22 protein-coding genes are annotated in these 17,889 nt (G+C 43.6%); all 22 read right to left on the reverse strand.

Annotation, left to right across the window (positions count from 1 at the left end; genetic code table 11):
* Positions 1–41 precede the first annotated feature (41 nt).
* Positions 42–617, reverse strand: a complete 576-nt coding sequence (locus tag LOZ91_RS00290) for a tail assembly protein (protein WP_244782454.1) — start codon at positions 615–617, stop codon at positions 42–44.
* A complete protein-coding gene (locus tag LOZ91_RS00295) occupies positions 601–1,350 on the reverse strand; it encodes a Mov34/MPN/PAD-1 family protein (protein ID WP_244782579.1) in 750 nt (249 codons plus the stop codon). The genes LOZ91_RS00290 and LOZ91_RS00295 overlap by 17 nt, the downstream gene beginning before the upstream one ends.
* Positions 1,350–2,147, reverse strand: coding sequence for a phage minor tail protein L (locus tag LOZ91_RS00300; protein ID WP_244782455.1), 798 nt, complete (start codon positions 2,145–2,147; stop codon positions 1,350–1,352). Before LOZ91_RS00300 ends, LOZ91_RS00295 begins: the two co-directional genes overlap by 1 nt.
* Positions 2,148–2,158: 11 nt before the next feature.
* Positions 2,159–3,463, reverse strand: coding sequence for a phage tail protein (locus LOZ91_RS00305; RefSeq protein WP_244782456.1), 1,305 nt, complete (start codon positions 3,461–3,463; stop codon positions 2,159–2,161).
* A gap of 51 nt (positions 3,464–3,514) precedes the next feature.
* Entirely contained in the window at positions 3,515–3,856 is a 342-nt protein-coding gene (locus tag LOZ91_RS00310) for a phage tail protein (protein WP_244782457.1), read from the reverse strand.
* Between the two features lie 51 nt (positions 3,857–3,907).
* Positions 3,908–4,174: a hypothetical protein gene (locus LOZ91_RS00315; RefSeq protein WP_225552510.1), complete on the reverse strand. Its 267-nt coding sequence runs from the start codon at positions 4,172–4,174 to the stop codon at positions 3,908–3,910.
* A 1-nt stretch (position 4,175) separates the two neighbouring features.
* On the reverse strand, positions 4,176–7,865 hold the full coding sequence (locus tag LOZ91_RS00320) for a transglycosylase SLT domain-containing protein (RefSeq protein WP_244782458.1): 3,690 nt from the start codon (positions 7,863–7,865) through the stop codon (positions 4,176–4,178).
* Positions 7,866–7,921: 56 nt separating this feature from the next.
* Entirely contained in the window at positions 7,922–8,242 is a 321-nt protein-coding gene (locus LOZ91_RS00325; RefSeq protein ID WP_244782459.1) for a hypothetical protein, read from the reverse strand.
* 9 nt (positions 8,243–8,251) lie between these two features.
* On the reverse strand, positions 8,252–8,863 hold the full coding sequence (locus LOZ91_RS00330; RefSeq protein WP_244782460.1) for a hypothetical protein: 612 nt from the start codon (positions 8,861–8,863) through the stop codon (positions 8,252–8,254).
* 208 nt (positions 8,864–9,071) lie between these two features.
* Positions 9,072–9,557, reverse strand: coding sequence for a phage tail assembly chaperone family protein, TAC (locus tag LOZ91_RS00335; RefSeq protein ID WP_244782461.1), 486 nt, complete (start codon positions 9,555–9,557; stop codon positions 9,072–9,074).
* A gap of 42 nt (positions 9,558–9,599) precedes the next feature.
* On the reverse strand, positions 9,600–10,064 hold the full coding sequence (locus LOZ91_RS00340) for a phage tail tube protein (RefSeq protein ID WP_244782462.1): 465 nt from the start codon (positions 10,062–10,064) through the stop codon (positions 9,600–9,602).
* Positions 10,065–10,133: 69 nt separating this feature from the next.
* Positions 10,134–10,505: a DUF3168 domain-containing protein gene (locus LOZ91_RS00345; protein ID WP_244782463.1), complete on the reverse strand. Its 372-nt coding sequence runs from the start codon at positions 10,503–10,505 to the stop codon at positions 10,134–10,136.
* Entirely contained in the window at positions 10,502–10,960 is a 459-nt protein-coding gene (locus tag LOZ91_RS00350) for an HK97-gp10 family putative phage morphogenesis protein (RefSeq protein ID WP_244782464.1), read from the reverse strand. Before LOZ91_RS00350 ends, LOZ91_RS00345 begins: the two co-directional genes overlap by 4 nt.
* A 3-nt stretch (positions 10,961–10,963) precedes the next feature.
* Entirely contained in the window at positions 10,964–11,293 is a 330-nt protein-coding gene (locus LOZ91_RS00355; protein WP_244782465.1) for a phage head closure protein, read from the reverse strand.
* Between the two features lie 8 nt (positions 11,294–11,301).
* Positions 11,302–11,592 (reverse strand): head-tail connector protein, encoded by a 291-nt coding sequence (locus tag LOZ91_RS00360; RefSeq protein ID WP_218209081.1) that lies wholly within the window; start codon positions 11,590–11,592, stop codon positions 11,302–11,304.
* Positions 11,589–13,256, reverse strand: coding sequence for a phage portal protein (locus LOZ91_RS00365; RefSeq protein ID WP_244782466.1), 1,668 nt, complete (start codon positions 13,254–13,256; stop codon positions 11,589–11,591). The genes LOZ91_RS00360 and LOZ91_RS00365 overlap by 4 nt, the downstream gene beginning before the upstream one ends.
* Positions 13,257–13,266: 10 nt before the next feature.
* Entirely contained in the window at positions 13,267–13,434 is a 168-nt protein-coding gene (locus LOZ91_RS00370) for a hypothetical protein (protein ID WP_218209083.1), read from the reverse strand.
* An 83-nt stretch (positions 13,435–13,517) separates the two neighbouring features.
* Positions 13,518–14,858 carry a phage major capsid protein gene (locus tag LOZ91_RS00375; RefSeq protein WP_244782467.1) on the reverse strand — a complete coding sequence of 447 codons (1,341 nt, stop codon included), beginning with the start codon at positions 14,856–14,858 and terminating at the stop codon, positions 13,518–13,520.
* Positions 14,855–15,445, reverse strand: coding sequence for an HK97 family phage prohead protease (locus tag LOZ91_RS00380; RefSeq protein WP_244782468.1), 591 nt, complete (start codon positions 15,443–15,445; stop codon positions 14,855–14,857). The genes LOZ91_RS00375 and LOZ91_RS00380 overlap by 4 nt, the downstream gene beginning before the upstream one ends.
* Before the next feature lie 54 nt (positions 15,446–15,499).
* The gene (locus LOZ91_RS00385) at positions 15,500–17,173 is read right to left on the reverse strand and encodes a terminase large subunit (protein ID WP_244782469.1); all 1,674 of its coding nucleotides are present in this window, start codon (positions 17,171–17,173) and stop codon (positions 15,500–15,502) included.
* A gap of 38 nt (positions 17,174–17,211) precedes the next feature.
* Positions 17,212–17,361 (reverse strand): hypothetical protein, encoded by a 150-nt coding sequence (locus tag LOZ91_RS00390; protein ID WP_244782470.1) that lies wholly within the window; start codon positions 17,359–17,361, stop codon positions 17,212–17,214.
* 7 nt (positions 17,362–17,368) lie between these two features.
* Complete coding sequence (locus LOZ91_RS00395) at positions 17,369–17,842, reverse strand: terminase small subunit (RefSeq protein WP_244782471.1); 474 nt, start codon at positions 17,840–17,842, stop codon at positions 17,369–17,371.
* Positions 17,843–17,889: the final 47 nt, after the last annotated feature.

The raw sequence follows: 17,889 nt of genomic DNA on the forward strand, positions 1-17,889 counted from the left end.
CAATAAAAAAGGCGCTGTATGCGCCTGTGTTTTTTAAATATTTACATTAAATCTTCTGGATATTGTCCAGCACTTGCGATAAAGCCGCCCACTTCGCGCTGACCGTAAAGCACCGGCACTGGATTGCCTTGCGCTACTGTGGTGACTGCACCGCCAAAGCCTTTATTGGCCTTGTTCCCGTCTTGGTTTTGGTCTTGATTCTCAATTTTTGGCATTAGCATCATGGCAATACCGCCGACCATCATACCGACACCTGCGCCGATTAATGCCACCCCCAGTGGAGCACCAACACCAGTGAATACCATAACAGCACCAACCACTACCAAAACAGCACCAATAATGGTCTGCACCACACCACCCGCACCTTTTACCTTTGGTACAATCTTGATGACCTTGGCACTGGTGCTCATATCCAATTCAGTTTCAGAGATATTTTGCTTATCCTGAAAAACGGCAAACTCCAAGCCTTGCTCATGCGCATGCAGCATGAAGTGCTCAAAGCCTGGCACCTGCACACATAAAGCACGCATGGCCTCGCGGGTATTATCAACAGCTAAATGAAACTCTTTGCCGAACTTCTTAGCTAAAATACCGTATAACTTAATTGTTTTGAGCATATCGAACCACCTTTTCGACTCTTTCCTGCCATTGCTGACCAAACACCTCTCGTACTGATTTACGGCCATACGGATGATGTAAGACTAAAGCCGATCCAATGCATGGCTCGGTCTGTTCAGATTTAAGTATGCCATTATCGCCTAGCCAGATCAGCGCATGATTCACATGCTCGGTGCGTCCGACTCGACATAACAGCACATCACCGTACTGCGGCTGATCCACCTCAGTAAAGCCTTCCTTTTGGAAATTATCCAGATAGAGAGATGGGCTGTCTTTGGACTCCCACCATAAATCTTGACGCTCATAATCAGGAATGCTGATGCCAAGCTCGCGCTGATAAAAATCACGAACAATAGCAAAGCAATCCTGAATGCCGTGAATATAGTTGCGACCAACCAAAGGCGCTTTATAACCACATGGCCCATAGACCTGAAATTCAAGATCAGGATAAGCACAAATCACCCACGGCTTTTGATGCAGTTCAATCTGAATTAAATCAACATCAGACGCACGTGCAGACGCATTTGGATGTGAATGAACAAAGGCTTGAATCTCGCCTAAATCCTCTGCTGCTGCTAAATCCTCGTGATGAATTTCAAACTGATCTTTATTGTCTGAGATATTGCGGCATGGGATGTATTCTTTATTCACAATCACGCCACAGCACTCGGAAGGATAAGCCTTAGCAGCATGCGCCTGAATTGCTTTTTTAAGTTTTGCGGTTAGTTTCATCACATTAAACTCGATGCTGGAAAGCCACCAAAGCGGATTTCATTATTGCGAATACGGCATGAAGACAGCCGGCCTGAACAGCGATCTAACGCAGGGTTGTCCGTTGGCTCATCTTTATCTGTAAACATGGCTGCACCTGTGTACTGACACTCTTCCCCCCTATATGCAGCAACAGCGCACCAATGGCAATAATTGGAAATCTGCCGAACTGGTATTTTCAGACCTTCAAAATCAATTGGATTCGATAGCTCAAATGTTACTGCGTTGGCATTTTCGGAAGTCTTTTGTTCGATGTACCAAAGCTGCTCTTTGGCTTCATTTGATGCAGTCGGATTGCCTTGTGAGAAATTTTCAGCGTCAAGATACTTAGCCAGTGTGGTAATGACTTTGAGCTTTGCGCCTGCGAAGTCGCCAAACTGTAAACAGTAAGCCGAAATTGCACCCTGAATGCCGTCAATATTGTTCGCCATGCTGAATGTTGGTGCAGATGCTTTACCATCTGAACGCATTTCAAGACCCGACACTTCAAGCGCCATTGGCTCAAAGGTTTGACCTTGCCAGATGATATTTCGATGCCATGCTTTTTTATCACCAGAATCAAAAGCTTTACCAATCGAGCCTATGTCAGCGCCAATTAATTCACTTGAGCCGATGGAGGTATAAATACGCTCCCAGTCTTCATAAGAGATATGGCCATGAAAACGTAAAATGCCCGCACCTAAAGCGCGAGCATCCAGTTCAAACAGGGTAATTAGGCCATCAACATAGAGTTTCTGGAAATCACTGTTTAGTGTCATTAATTACCCCATTACATTGTGAGAGCTTGATTCCAGAGCATACTGACCTGCTCTGCACCAAGCCCCATCAAATCGGCCATGGATAACAGACTAGGATTTAAACGTTCAAACGTGGTTGCATCCTGCCATTCAATCATCGTGATCTGACGTTGCATTGGATCTTCAATTGAATTGATCAAGGTTTCAATATCCGCCAGATTGTAACCATTCAGCACAAGTGCCAATCTGAATTGACGGCGTGTTAAAGCTGGCATAGCCGATAAACGCTCATTTTCTAGGATTGCTGCATTTTCACCGCTGATTGTCCACGTTCCGTCTACCAGTTCATGCAATCGGCTTGGTGCTGGATTGCCTTGGTAGTCGGTAATGGTTGCGTCCGGTTGTGGTTCTTCACTTTCCGGTTGTGGCAATTCCTGCAAGCGGATAGAAATAAAGCGATTCTCTTTTACGTCTACTGGCTTGTCCAGATCTGGAACAATCTTAACGCCATCTATCCTTTGTTCGTATGTCTTAACGGAAATATCACCATTTTCTAAGGTGCTATAGATGACGGCGTGATAGACATTGCCGTTTGCATCTTTCGGCTGTTCTACATACCAGCCGGATTGAGCAAAACCACTAGAACCTTTGATTAGGTAATCGCCTGTACCTAGCTTCTCAAATGTAATTGCTTGCAGTTTTGCTTCGTCATTTAGCTCGATATGATCTGCATAGAGTTCTACAATCGGTGAAGCGGATTTTATAAAACCGTTACTGTCTACAGTAGTATTTTTTGAACTCTGTAATCTATACCAGGTAGTATAGTTGGCATTAAATCTCGCACCTCGTATAAACATTTCACCACTATTTTGACAACTTAATTGAACGGCGTTCTGGTGCTGCTGATTCATAGATAGGTTAATAATCGCCTGTTCTGTAAACGAGCCTGGATAATCCCCAGCCGCTAACGCATCGTTGGAGTTATGTTGCCAGCCAACGAGTGTCCCGACTCCCCGTAAATCTGAAAGCGGTGTTGCGCCTAATGAGATAAAGGATCCAATACCAAAGTCACCTACTTTTAAAAGACTATTCTTTGTCGTATCGGTTGGCGATGTAGTCCAATTTATACCCAAGTTTGCACGCGCTGCTGCTGCTGTGGTTGCACCGGTACCACCCTTATTTATTGGAAGTGCGGCAGGCAATACCCCTTGAGCAGTCGCACCAAGTTGACTATAAAGCTCATTATCATTTGCCTGAAGTTTTGCTGAGCCTGAACGGAACGTGTCACCACCTGCGCCTGTTGGTGCTGTGCCTTGATTGATTGTTTGCTTAGCCATAATTTACGCCCACAAAAAAGCCCTCGATTGAGGGCATAAAGTTGATTGAAGTTAAGGTTTAAAATCTTGTGTGAAAGTGGTGGAGATGGACCATATACCACCGCCTAAACTGATCGGCATATAATCCCCTGCCACCACACGGACTTCGCCATCCAGTGGTGAATCCCAAAGGAAGGAATCAGCACCTTTATGCGCATCAAAAAAGGCCTTGATCTCTTGTATCAAAGCCTTCTTGCCAGTCCTTTTGTATGCCCATGTGGATGACCGATTGTTAATCCCAACACTTGTTCGCTGTGTATATCCATCACCAAAACTGGACTGAAGGACTTTAAAGCTTGATGTTTGGGAGTTTCCATCTAGGTCATTACACCAGGTGAATTTTTGGTTGCTCATGAATTTTTTCCAATAAAAAACCTCCCGAAGGAGGTTATTAAATAAGATTGGTTATTCAGGCTTTTGAAAATCATTGATATGAAGATCAAACGTAGTCTTAATCATATCGATTTTAGCTTCATCATCTAATTCAGCACCATTACTTAAAAAATCTCTCGTTTCCTTTACATACTCAAGATATTCATCGCGATTGATAATATTCTTGCTGGCTAAAAAATTAACAAGATTACCAACCAGTAGGCGTGTTGCAGAATCACCATCGAGTGACACTTTGATCAACTCAGACCCAATAACCTCAATTTCTTTATCTAATGACATTTTATCCTCTGCTAATTGCTTTCTTAATCGCGCCACCCTGTCTTAACTCTCTGTTAATAACAGAAACAACGGCTGTTTCAATCATGCTTCCGAATTGCTTCATATCACCTTGATTATCAGTTTTGGTGGAGCCATCAGACTGTATCACAATTGTTTGCGTGAAATTTATACCACCACTATTCTGATTAGCCAAATAGTTCTTCAAATCAGCATTCGTGCGACTATCAACAACACGCTCGCCCTTATCCAAAAGCCATGTGCCTTCTTTCGGGATATTGTCGATACCGTCGTGAGCCATACCTGCAATGGTTTGACCAGCGATTAGGCCGACGTTGGCGTAACCCATTGCCAGCATTGCTTTAGAAGCTGCAATTTTGGCACCAAAGAAAGGAATTGTTGCATCAGCGGCCACCTGTGTGGCTGCTAAATGTGTACTAATTAGAGCGGAGCCCATTGCAAACATTTGCTGTGCCAAGAACATAGCTTTAAACGCACCAGACTGCTCACCCTCACTATCTTTGACTGCCTGCGTCATCTGTGACCAAGTATTTTGCGCTTGACCTAAAAGGTTACCCCATAAGCTCAATTGGCCTTCATACTGGGCTTGAGCTAAGTCTTGCTCCTGCTTGCTATACGATTCGGAAAGTGCCTTTTTACTATCTAGATAGGTCTTGTATGCTTCATTCAGCTTGGCATATTTTTCAGTATCAGTAGTGTACTCATCGTTCTGAATACCTTCCCGCGCAGAATAAAGGTTGTCTGCAAGCTGTGAATAGCCATCTTGCTGTTCATTACCCATCTGCCATCTTTGATACTCCTCTGGTTTCATGGATGCCCTAGCGCTGGCCTCCACTCCCATCTGAACCATGGCGCCCAAAGGCCCATTCATCATGGCAAAAGCATTTTGACGCGCTAGAATAATTTTCTGATTAGCCTCATTCTCGGCCTTAACCCGCTCATCCTGAGCTTTGATCCAGTTGGCCACATCATCTTCATAGGCCTTCTGTTGAAGTCCTAAAAGACGGTCGCGCTCTGTTGGATCGGCAGCGAAAGCCTCATTAATCTTCTTAATTTTCTCCTGATTTTCGAATTCAAGATTTTGCCATTCATTGTAGTAGCTGACCTGAATAGCCTTCTTGGTTTCGACCACCTCTTTCTCAAGTTTTTCCTGCTCAGCAATATTGCGCTCCAATTCTTTCATCCAGTCATCAAAAGAATAATCTTCTGTGAATGAAACACCACTAGAGCCACCTAAATAGCCTTTAATGTTTTTTACATACTGGCGGTTTACAGGGCCAATATTGGTGCCACGCTGAACATTACCTTCGCCTGCATGATAGGCGCTCACAGCCTTGTCAAGATCACCCTTGAATAAATCAAGAAGATAGGCCATGTACTTACCAGCACCCTCGGCTGATTGCGCAAGGTTGTAGCGATCTTTTACACCGTACTGTTTTGCTGTGCCTTCCAGAAACTGGAATCCACCAGTAGCACCAGAACTCTTGTTGTAAGCATTTGGATTTCCCTTTGATTCCTGCATGTGGATAGCTGAAAGCAGTCCAGTCGGTAATCCATTTTTAGATTCAATACCCGCAAAATTATACTTGGCCGCATTTGCTGCAACTTTGGCATTCACCTTCATTGCATTGCCAGTAGCTTCAAGTAGTTTTTTGCTCTTTTCCTCCGCCTTGTTGCGCTCATCGACAGCATTTTTGGAGCGCATGATGGCTTGATATTCCTCGCGAAGTTTAGTCTTCAGTTCGTCTTTTAAGACCTTTTGACCTTTCGCATTGGTAACAATCGCACCCTCAACATTCAGGTACTTCTTAGCCAGCTCAACCATGGTGTCGTTATAGCCACGATTTGCTAGAGCGGAAGTAATTGCTGAGTCTTTAATGGTTTGGTTTGCTTCACTAAGAAGTTTTCTAATCTCTGCGCTGAGATTTGCAGTTTCAATAGCAGTCTGTTTAGCTTGATCACCTACCCCCTTAACTGCTGGAGCCATCTGATCCACAAAAGATTTTTGGTTTTTAAATTCATTACCAGCATCTTTTACAGACCCACCTAAAGTATTAAATCGATCCTTAGAAGTCTGGCTAATAAAGTTTAAGGCGTTAATTTTTCCTGAAAATTGATCAATATCACCAGTTTTCTTGTATTCAGCAATCAAGGCATTAACCTGTTTTGATTGCTCAGAAGTCATGTCGTTATGACGACTAAATGAGTAGGTGGCGGTGATTAATTTAGAATTAACTTCATTGTATTCCTTTGCTAGATTCTGAAGTGCATTTTTTTCAGAAACAAGCTGCGCGCGACGCTTAACCTCATCAAGCTCCTTATATTTCTTGATTGCATCATCAACAGACTCATTATTTTCTCTTAATGATTTAGTGGACTCATCAGCACCATCTCTCATCATTAAATAGCCTGCCGCTACAGAAGCCACAGTAATTCCCAGTCCTACCCATCCGCCTGTCAATCCGAGCAAAAGCGCCTTTGCTGCCGCAAGTCGGCTTGTGGCTACAGTTGCCGCACCTGTAGCTGCTGTATAGGCAGTTGTTGCAATAGAAGCTTGTTTCTCAGAAATAGCCAAAGCAATGTTTGCTGCTGTCAATCGCTGAGTTGCAGCCGCGCGAGCTGCTGCCGTGGTGGCATTGTTAAAGTCTGCGCGAGATAGATTCACTTCGGTTAAAGCTAAGGCCACATTTTGGCGTGCTCTTTGTGCTTGAATGCCAATTAGTTTTACGCTTTCAGCCTGCTCAGCTACCAGTGCCTGTTTTTGCTCTATGCTTGCCGCAACTGTCTTTTGGATACTACCAACCATACTAGAGGCATATTTTCCAGCAAATATAGCGCCTACCACCAAAGCAATATCACCAACCGTATCTAGGTTATCCCCTAGAGTTTCCAATGACTCACTAGTTCCATCAACACCAGCTTTAATTGCATCACCAATTCCTGATTGCGATACTTTTAGGAATAATCCATCAATCGTGTCCTCAAGGTTTGCAATAGACCCATCTAGGGTTTTCATGCGGTTTTCCATTGCGCCAGAAAAATCTACATTACCCAGATTAAGAAGATATTTTTCAATCTCTTTGGCATTATTTCTAATGGTGGTGGTTTGTCCCTTAAATGTGAGTGACACTTTGCCATTTTCTTGACTAGCCTTGATTCCAAACTCTTTTAATCGCTCAAACTCGCCAGTGGTGGCATCCGCTACAGCCTCAATCATTTGATCAAGATCTTTGCCCATTGCAGCGGCAGTATTGCCATAAGATGTTAGTGCGGCTTCAGATGGCTTTAACCCCAAGTTTGTAAGCTTAATAAAGGCACCTACAGACTGCTCCAAGCCATAAGGAGTTTCTTTTGCAAACTTCTGCAAAGAATCAAATGCTGCTGCCGCACCCTCGGCCGATCCAGTTGCTGTTATTAAGCCGGCATTTAACTTATCAAAGGTGCGCTGCGTGTTGATCAGTCGATCAAGAGAGACATAGGATGCCGCAACCCCAGCCAATGAAAGCCCAATATTTTTTGCAGACATTGAGATGCCTTTATCAGCCTCCTCGAAATCGCGCGCCATATTGCTTGCTGAAGTCTTGGTCTGTCTTTCGGCATTCTTCATTGGCTCAACAAATTGGCCAATACGAGCAACTAGATTTAATGTTAAAACACCCAACTTACCAGCCATAACTTTTCCTCTAGGCGTAAAAAAACCGCCTAGTGGCGGTTATTGATTTTGAGACTTTACGAACAATTTGCTTGCCCTAAATCTATCCATTTGTTTGTAGAGACAAGTTTCTGGATATCTATAATTTTGACTCTAACCTTGTAAATATTCAGTTCACTTAACTCTTGGCAAACATATTGCGCCAATCCATCCCTGCTTGATCCATTGTCCAAAACTCCAACCTTAAACATGGAGTCGGAGGTCCAAACAGCATCTTTTATTGTCTTATCAGCTTTGAAATGGGCTACGGCTTGCTGTTTTTTTTCCTCAGATATTTTTGGCTGACTAGAACACCCAACCAACCCAACAACCAAAGCCAATAAAGTAATTTTTTTCATACAAGGACCTTAAACTTCTTTTATGTATTTAGCAGAATTTGCAACTCTAGATGGTATATCCAATCTTACCCCGAAGCTATAGTCTTTGCTTCCACCACCAACAATCACAGCCTTAACATAAACTTCTGAGTTATCAGGCATATTTAAGCGCCCCAAAAGCTTTACCCAACTCTCGGCATTATTGCGAGGGAAGTAACCAACTGTTAATCCTTTGATATCCACCCTACATGCGTTTTTATCGTGGCTATTGTTAAACTCCCTGATGATTTTCGCCTCTACTTCAGTAAAGCAGCCCTTCCCCTCTCTTTTTATAGCAAAGCGTTCAATATTTGATTGATAGTGTGATTCGCCAACAATTTCGAATGGATAGTTATCAAAATCATGCGAACCATCATAATCAAGTCGGAAAATTCTCTTAGGCGCAATCTTGTTCGCATCCTTTCTCCTGGTACTTCCCATCGGGAATGGTGGCGGTAAGCTTCTGCCATTCACCTCCTCTTTGCTTTTAGCTTGTTGAGTCTTGAGAAATTCTTGAGTCTTGTTTTCCGCCGGTATACTGGCTTTCCTTGCCAAGAAAATTGCACCGATGACCACTACAATAATTATTAATATAAGCCACATGATCAAACCTGAACACTTGTTATTCAGGATAAGATACTAATTATCAGATGAAAAAGAAACCAATCCGTATTGATTTCTTATTTCCCAAAATTCTCCACCAGATAATCTTCAAGATTCTTCTCTACTGGCTTTTCTTCATGGGTCATCAAGTCATGCAACTTCACATTCTTAACGCCTTTCAGCATTAAAATAGACTGGTGAATCCTTGCTAATTCTTGCTCGAATCTTCTTCCAAGGTTGAGGCTTCCGTATTTTCGAATGTAGGCGGTGTACTTTTTAATTTCTCGGTATGGGAGATCGGCGATTTCACTGTACGTTTTACCGAGCGCGATGCTGATTTCGATGAGGATTTCGTCGTCTTGGTTGAGTTCAATTGCTTTCCCAATACGTTAATATCCACAATTTTTGACCACAGTGCGTCTACTAAAGCTTGGTTGAAATGGGTACGGATCTCATCTTCAGTGAATGCAAGTTGTCCTTTTTTATCACAGATAACACTTGCCAAAACACCAGCTAAAGCCTCTTTGTTTTCACCATAGGCCTTCATTTGAGCTACTGCTGTGCTGTAGCTGAATGGCAGAATATGAGTATCAAATTCCGCGTCTTCACCAGCAACTTTAATTTGGACTGTCACATGCTCCGGCTTACCCATTAGTGCGCCAGATTTAATATCTTTTAAAGTTAATTTTTTCATGATTCACCAGAAAGAATAAAGCCCCAGCAAAGGGGCTTTGGATTAAACGGTTGCTGGAGTCAGAGTTACACCAGTTGAGCGCTGCAATGTGAATTGATAACCAACAATAGAATCCGCTTCAAATGTTGGTACTGCTGGAGTTAAAGCGCCCTTAAATGACCAGAATGAGCGGCCAGTTGGTAGATCTACAGCATTGGTAGTTACTGTTGGCACTGCAACTGAATCGCTTGCACCAATATAAAACTCAAGTTCGGTACGATTTTCAGCCCATTGAATAAGCTTTAAGTGAGAGTCATTTTCTGGATCAAGTCGAATCGAGAGTGAGCCATCACCCGGATCAGATAGCCCTGGCATGTAGGATTTGGATTTCGTTTCTTCAAGACAGGTTGTTTCAATTTTTGAAGTACTATCACTTCCCAGATCAATACCGGTTACACAGACAAGTTGCGTAATGTCGGTACCATCAAAAGCAAAGACGTTTGTCCCTTGCGTGCGTAATTCTGCCATTTGCGAGTGCTCCTCAATTTTAGGCATAAAAAAAGCACCCGATTGGGTGCTATGTGGAAAATTTAAAACTTATCTACCTAAAAACCAATTCGCATCAAAGCCGCGACCAAAAATATTAGTGTCAGCAATGCGCTCAAAGTGGTTTGGGTGGATATTGGTGACATGGCAATGAGGCTCTAAGGCCTTGCGGATTGCTGCACGAATATTTGAAGCTCTGCGTTGATCTGTGTCATAAACCACAATCTGGAATGACACATGATCAAGATTTGCCGGGCAATCTAAATTGTTTTCAGGATTTGCTGTGACCACTGACCAGACCGCATAGGGATATCGTGTTTTGTGTGGTGCAATATCCTCAAACACCTTGGTTGGGCTATTCCCAAGCAATGCTGTAACCGCTGGATCAGATTTTAAAGTCGGAACTACGGGTAAAATGTTCATAATTTTGCGAGTTCCTTGTCGATTTCTTTATTGAAGTTTTCAGCAAAGCTATTGGTTACGGCTTGAATGTTGTTTTGCAGTGCTGGGCGCATAAATGGAGTTGGTGGATTGTGCACAGAGCCAAATTCTAGCCAACGCCAATGGCGGGTGTCCCCACCACTTGTATTGGGTGGATTGGGATTGGAGAATGACGCACCACCACGCACACCGACACGCATTATCACTTCATTTGGGTTTCTGGTTTTACCTGCTGAAATCGCAATATTTTTCCAGATCTTCTCGGCTGTTTCTGGATCATCCAGATTTTTAGCATTGGCCCGAGCCGCATCCCGGACAATCGCCATCGCTCTACGCATTGAACGCCTTGCAGCATTCTTCATCAAGCGTGGATTCGCCAGTCTTTTAAGCTTTTCCTGAACTTCATCCAAGCCTTCAATATTAAATTCTACTGACATGGCCTACTCCACTAATGACAACTCCAGCGTCATATAAATCCGACCATTTTCATTGTCTGGTTTAGGTGGCGACACGATCTGGAAAGTCTGACCATCAAATAAAACGCGCATACCAGTATCAATATCTTTACGCTTGCGCAGTTTTAGCCGGGCTGTAGTTTCTGATCCGGCAGCCTTGGCGTTCAGAGAATCTTTGACAGAAAGGAAATCCAGCTTACCCCAAAGCCTTTTAAATTCAGTCCAAGCTTCGGTTTCATAGTTGTATTCATCATAGACCGTAGTTTTATGCTGAATCGTTACACGGTGGCATAGTTCGCCGGCACGTTGGGCCATATATCACCTCAAATCGCTGTAGGCTTACGATATGGATAAAGCAGGCTTTGTACCGGCATCGGTAGGAAGTTGCCATTTACCGGCGTTTCCTGCTCAGCATTGCGGTACTGGTCCCAATATCCGCACAGCAACAAAATTGCCTGATGAATTGCTTTAGGGTAATCAGGTTCAAGTTCATCAGTGATGTAATTCAACACCACTGAATCCGCTGCATCTAAATAACCCTGAAGCATCAAATCATTTGAATCATCGTCATAGCGCAAATGCTCTTTCAGGGTTTCAAGACTTACAATACTCATTCTTCACCCCATTTTTTCTGCGCTAATTTAAAGTTTTCATGGCTAAATTCGCCTGAATGATCTTTTTCACAGTGCCATAATGAGCCTTTGTGAGTCACAAACTGGCCTGATTTATACTGGTTTTCAGTCTTAAAAATGCCTTGCCACAATGCTTTTTCATCAGGCTTATCGTCTTTTTTAAGCTCTGCGACCATATCCTCCTTAGCATCAATCACAGGCTTAAGCATTGCTTCAATTTGCTCTGCACTTACCAGTGGAAATGCAATTGAAATTAGGTTTCTGGCGCTTTCAGGTGGCAACCCTTGGAATGCAACCGCATTCATGATGCCCTGCAAGGCTGTCACTTGAGCGCCATTCAATGCTTCTTGCTGAAGGTTGCCTGATGATGACTTAAGCCCATCTGTAACCACCTGAGAAGATCGTGCTGTGAATGGGTCTTCCAGCTGGTCACGTTTAGACAATGCTTCAAGCGAATAGTTTTGCTGCTGCATGTAAACCGTGTCACCACCCTCTAATGGGCCTAAGCCAAGCTTTTGACGCGCCTCATTCGGTGTCATGATTGCTGCACCCACACCCTCTTTAAGTCGCTGCATCTGGGACACTGAATCCATGCGGATCAGCGTATCCAAATCAAGAAAGGCTTCTAAATTCGCATCCTTCAGACCAAGGCTTTCATCAAGCAGGTTTTCACGCGCTTCAATCAGGCTTTGCAAGCAGTCCGAATAGTAAATTTCATTCAGGTCTGAAACTTTCTGACCTGCTGGAATAGTGCCAATACCCAATTTAAACTGCGGTACGTGAAAAACAGCGCAAATCACTTCATTTGTCATTCGCATCTGTTCGATCAACTGAGAATCTGCGGCTGAAACTGAAATGGCTTCGAACTTCATACCATCACCAACTACAGCCGTGCAGCCGGCGTTGGCACCACCATAGCTTTCATTCCACTGTTTTTTAATTGCTGCTGCTTTTTCTAGATCAATAGGCCCGGGCGCAATCAGGATTCCACCTGGTCGACTATTGTTTTTAAAGTGTTGGCGCTGGCTTTTCTGGATCTCTAGGCCATGTCCCGCCGCTACCGCACACGCTGTAATTGGCGATAAGCCTACAAGTGGATGATAAAAGCAGTTAATACGGTCATGAATGATTTCAGATGCTGGCACCACCTCATGAGAGGTCTGATTGAGTCGATCATCGTTGAGTTGATAAAAGACATCACCAGCATCACTGATCAATGGTTTTGTCAGGTCAGGGTTTAATACCTTTAGCCCAACAACTTTACCTGAGAAGATATCCCGAACCTTCATCACATAGGCATTGCCACGAAGCAGTAATGATGTGGTCCACTGTTCGCTGAATTGCTGCCATGTCTGGTAGTGGTTTGGCTTGTTTAGAACACTGAAACGCTCTGGAATATCTTGATCAATCCAGACACCCTGCTGCTTCTTTTTTAGCAGAATCGGCATCTTACCAATGTCTTGAGAAATCAATGAAACGCAGCTAAATACTGCATGATGTGCTGCCAGATCTTCCCGGGTCAGCTCATCATTCTTTTGCCAAGCACCAGAATAAGGCTCATGTACAAATAAAGAAGTCCACCCTTGGTTTGAATGGACTCCTTGGAGGGATTTCTTTTTACCAAATAAATTTCCGAAAAAGCCCATTCTTTACATCCTATTCTTTGGTTTTATCTTCTTTTTTCGCTTTTGGTGCTGCTTTTTTCGGTTCTGTATAGACCTCTGCAACACCAATTTTGAGCAATACATTTGCCTGAAAATCAGGAATCTCTTTAATATCCCCGACATTGGAATCGTGGGTCATCTTTAAATATTTAATCTTCATAGACTGTTCCTATAGCTAAACAATTGTGATGCTTAGATATAAAAACAGCCCCGATTAAGGAGCTGTTTTTTTGGTGACTTTAATTAGCCGCCAGTTGGTGTGTAGTCCAGGAATGCTGCAGCAATCGGACGACGTTTCGCCCAAGTGATGAACTTCTCAACACGTACCGCAAATTTGTTTTCTTGCCATAAGTGATGAGTCGTACCACCATCAACCAGAGTTGCTTGATCAGAGTAAGACACATCCACACCACCATCCTGAGCAAGCAGGATTTCAGAAGTTTTCACAAGAATGATCTTGTCGCCGACTGTTTGTGATGTGATTACCGGAATACCCATCAATGTACGAGTACCGCGAAGCGCCATGCCTTGGAAGTAGGTATTTCCTAGCGCATCACGAAGCAAGCTGATTTGTGCAGCGCGTGTTTCCGACATTACGAAGTATGAGCCATCCAGTGAAAGGTTGGCCGTCACAAAGCTATTCACTAGAGCCAATAGGTCAGCTTCATAATTTGCTGCTGTAGTGCCTGTATTTGGAGTGGCTGTTACCCCATTTAAAACACCCGCAGGACGAACCGCAGTAGCAGCACCAGCGTCAAGGAAGGTGTTATCAATTAAAGTTTTTGATGCTTCAATTAAGTCATCACGAACCAAAATATCTACAGCTGGATCAGAGCGACGCATTAATTCCTGTGTGTAGACAGTAATCGCAGCAAGCTTATGCTCTTTGATTTCAACCTCACCATAGGTTGGGTTTGTAAGAGGTTTCGGAGCACCTTCACCTACCCATGAGGCGGTACCGCCGGTCAATTGACTTGGGATTTTTGAGTTGAACGGCACATTACGGAAACCTGTAAGTTGGTCAAATACAGTTGCAGCACGAAGCATGTCAACAAATTCACCAACTAAGCGGTTTTCAGTGACTAATGATGCTGCAAAACCTGCATCAGTAGTGGTACCCAAAGTTGCTTTTGTTACAAGGTCTTGAACTTCATCGCCAAAGCCACGTTCTTTTGCAACATCGAGAGCAGACTTGTAGTTGCCCTCTTTTGCTGCTAATTGTGACAGGATTTTTGCACGGGCATATTGAGCAAAACCAACACCTTTAGCGAGTGGCACGATTTCAATTTTTGGCTTTTTGCCTTCAGGATCTGGATCGCCTTTTGCCGATTTTGTAGCTTCTTCAGCAGTTTGACCAGCAACAGGAGTTGCGGTTTTTGCAGCAGCTTCGGTAGCAGCAATTTGTTTTTTAGTGCGTTCAATATTCACTTCAATCGCAGCGATATCTTTTTCAATCGCCTGAATTTCCGCTTCAGTCGCTTCATCGGGTGTGCTGCCTGCTTCCGCTGATTTTGATAGTGCTGTTTGCATTGCTTGGTTTTTTTCAGACAATGCTTTAAGCAGCTTAGCTAAATAATCTTTCATAGTTTCACTCCACCCTTTGTTGGGCTATTAAGTTTTACGACAACGTGTTTTTGTTCAGATGAAGCGCCACCTGGAACGTCTTGAGGTTTTTCGCCCAACGCGGCTTTGTGTTCCTCAAATGCTTTTGAAAATTCTGTTTCTGATTCACGGTTACACGGGATAGTTACCAATGAAAGCTCATACCATTCCCATGAGTTGAACTGGATGCCACCACCCTTAATCATTTCCGCCTCATCCCAATTCGGGATAAAACCAACTGACAAGCCTTTGACCAGACCGTATTTCAGTGACTGATATGCCTTATCGACTTCGCGTTTTAGGTCGCCATCTTCCTCAATTTCAGGAATATGAATCTCGACCTCAATGCCATTTGCAGTAACTTTTGCACTTGTCACATGGCCAATGGCTGAACGCGGGTCATGATGGAAAAGTAAAGGCATAGGCAGATCGAAATCCGCACCTTTTGGCACCATTACATCCTTGGCGCGATCTTGATTTGGTGTACTTGCGATTCCTTTGAAGGTTCGCTTTTGCTCATCAAGGCTCTTAATTTCGACAGAGCCAAAGGTTTTATGTAGAGCAGACATAAGGCTCTCCCAATAAAAAAGCCCGCGTAATGCGAGCTTTGGAAAGTGAATAAATTAAATAAAGAAGACGTTGTATTCTTTTTCGGCCTGTTCTGGATTCATAGACATCAAGGCCACCGCGTTAAACGTGGCAATCAATGGGTCGATCTTCCCGACACCTGATTCCTGTTTGCTGATCATCATGCCGTTACCCTTGATGACTGCACGTGCATTACCAACACACCAGGTCATTAAGCCCTGTCCGGCGTGGTAAAGATTACCTTCTGCTAGTTTTCGCTCAGTGGTGAGGATATAACCCATCAACTTAAAGCCCTGAGCCACTGCAATCATCTTGTCTTCAGGAATACCGGCATCGAGTAGGCCATCTAAAAGACCACCCAATCCCAATGGATCCAGTCCTATTTTGTCGAGCTTGCCTGAGTCAAAGCATTTCTTTGCAATAGCGGCCAGCTGGTCAATGTCATCCCCGATACGCTCAACAATGGTCAGGCTTTTCTCTTTTTCATAATCAGCGTACTTTGGCGCGTTCTCTTTACGTCGCTCGACTGCGGTTTTATTGCACCAGGCATGATTCCAGAGCCACCATTTACGGCTTTTGTTATGGCGACCAAGTACAGCGAACCCAAGCAAATCATCCAGACCGCCACCATCGATACCACAGGTAATGACATCTGATTGCTCAATCAGTTTGTCCAAGGTGAATTTTTTAGATTGTTGCAGCCAATATTCAGCACCTGCCCAACGGTTGGCTCGGAGGTTTAGGCCAATTGGTACATTTAAGTGTTTCGCCAGAAAGTCTCGAAGTGATGCCTCATCTGCATCTTTTACCTTTTCAAACTCATTAATCAGGTAATCCAGATCAACAGATGCACCCAAGTTTGGATTGGTGACATAAAAGTTTTCAGGCTTTAAGTGCTCACCTGCCTCAAGCATCCATTCGGGAAACTCGTAAATCAACGGTAAGAACTGAGGATTAACCTTGATTCCATCCCGAATATCCCGGGCATAGTCCAGCAGCTGCTTAAATACCCCGCATGGCGTTTCATCCGACATGGTAGACAGATAAATCACACAACCCTCAGGCCTTGATGCAAGACCACCTTTTGCTTCACGAAACATCGATTCAGCACGCGGTCTTTTGCCAAACACCCAGATCTCATCGATCAGGATGATTGAGGCTTTTTTACCAGCAGCAGCATCACTTTCAGCAGCAATCACCTTCAGGGTTGCATTGGTGCCTAAGTGAGTGACTGTTTTGGTGTGCTCAGAAATATTGAACATCTCCTGAAGCTCAGGATCTGCTTTAATAAAGTCCCGGATCGGGTTGAATGAGTTGTCCGCCACTTCTTTTGTGGGGGCAAGCAAAATCAACTCTGCTGACATACGATCATTCAGGATCAAAGCCACCATCATGATTCCAGCTGCAATCGTCGACTTGGTGTTTTTCTTGGAAATCAGTAAGAAGAATTCACGGATTAATCGGCGTTTAGATTGGGGATCATAGGCACCAAAGATTGCCCGAACAAATTCAATTACCCAATCGAGTGTGACCTCACCCATTTTCGGGCTACCCATCACATCGACAAGGATTAATTCTTTAAAAATCCGCTCTGCTACATCGGCCACTTCTGGAAAAAGTGGTTCGCATGGCATGAGTGACTTTTTAGCGACAATACGTTCCTCCCAGTCTGGGCAGGAGGTTGTCCATTCTGGGAGCATTGCTGACATAAACTTAACTCATTAAAAAACCTCCCGAAGCGGGCGGCTTAAATTGGCTTTACTTTGATATTTTGGCTATAAGCTTCTTTCCATACGCCATTTACGTGAACGTACCACTTCCTACTTTTACTCTTAGCATACGCCCAACCAAACATTGTTTTTGCAAGATGCGTTGCACCTTTTGGTTTTGTAATCATAACCACCTCAACTAAGCAATTGGTTATTCAAAGTGCCAAACTTGCCTGACTTTGTTGCAGCCTTGGCCGCATCTTCTTTAGTTTCTTTCTTGCCTTTTTCAGCAACTTTGCCATGTACATAAGGTAAAGCAGCTCTGGCAGCATTCACTCGAAGCATCATCTCATTGCCGCCACTCTTCATGACGTTAATCAGGAAGTCGAGAGGATCGTCAGTGCTGTATTGATCCTCAAGTGGATCATCATCTTCATAACTCGAAGTTTCTATCGCTTTAACTTTAGGTTTTTCAGAAGTTAAACTTCGACCTTCTTTATCAGCCTTTAACTTTTCGATATAGACAGAAATTTCAGGATCTTTTCTTAATTTTGAGCCTGCCTGTGATGCTGTCTTTTCTGCATAACCTGCTGAAATCGCAGCTTCTTTATTGCTTAAGCCGTCAACAACGGCCTGAGCAAACTTTTTCATTTTTTCGCTTAGTGCCATTGGTTAACCTTTAACTTTTCGCTTTAACTTTTGCTGAAATGGGAAAT

The sequence above is a fragment of the Acinetobacter sp. F-1 genome (assembly GCF_022869025.1).
GTDB lineage: Bacteria > Pseudomonadota > Gammaproteobacteria > Pseudomonadales > Moraxellaceae > Acinetobacter > Acinetobacter pseudolwoffii.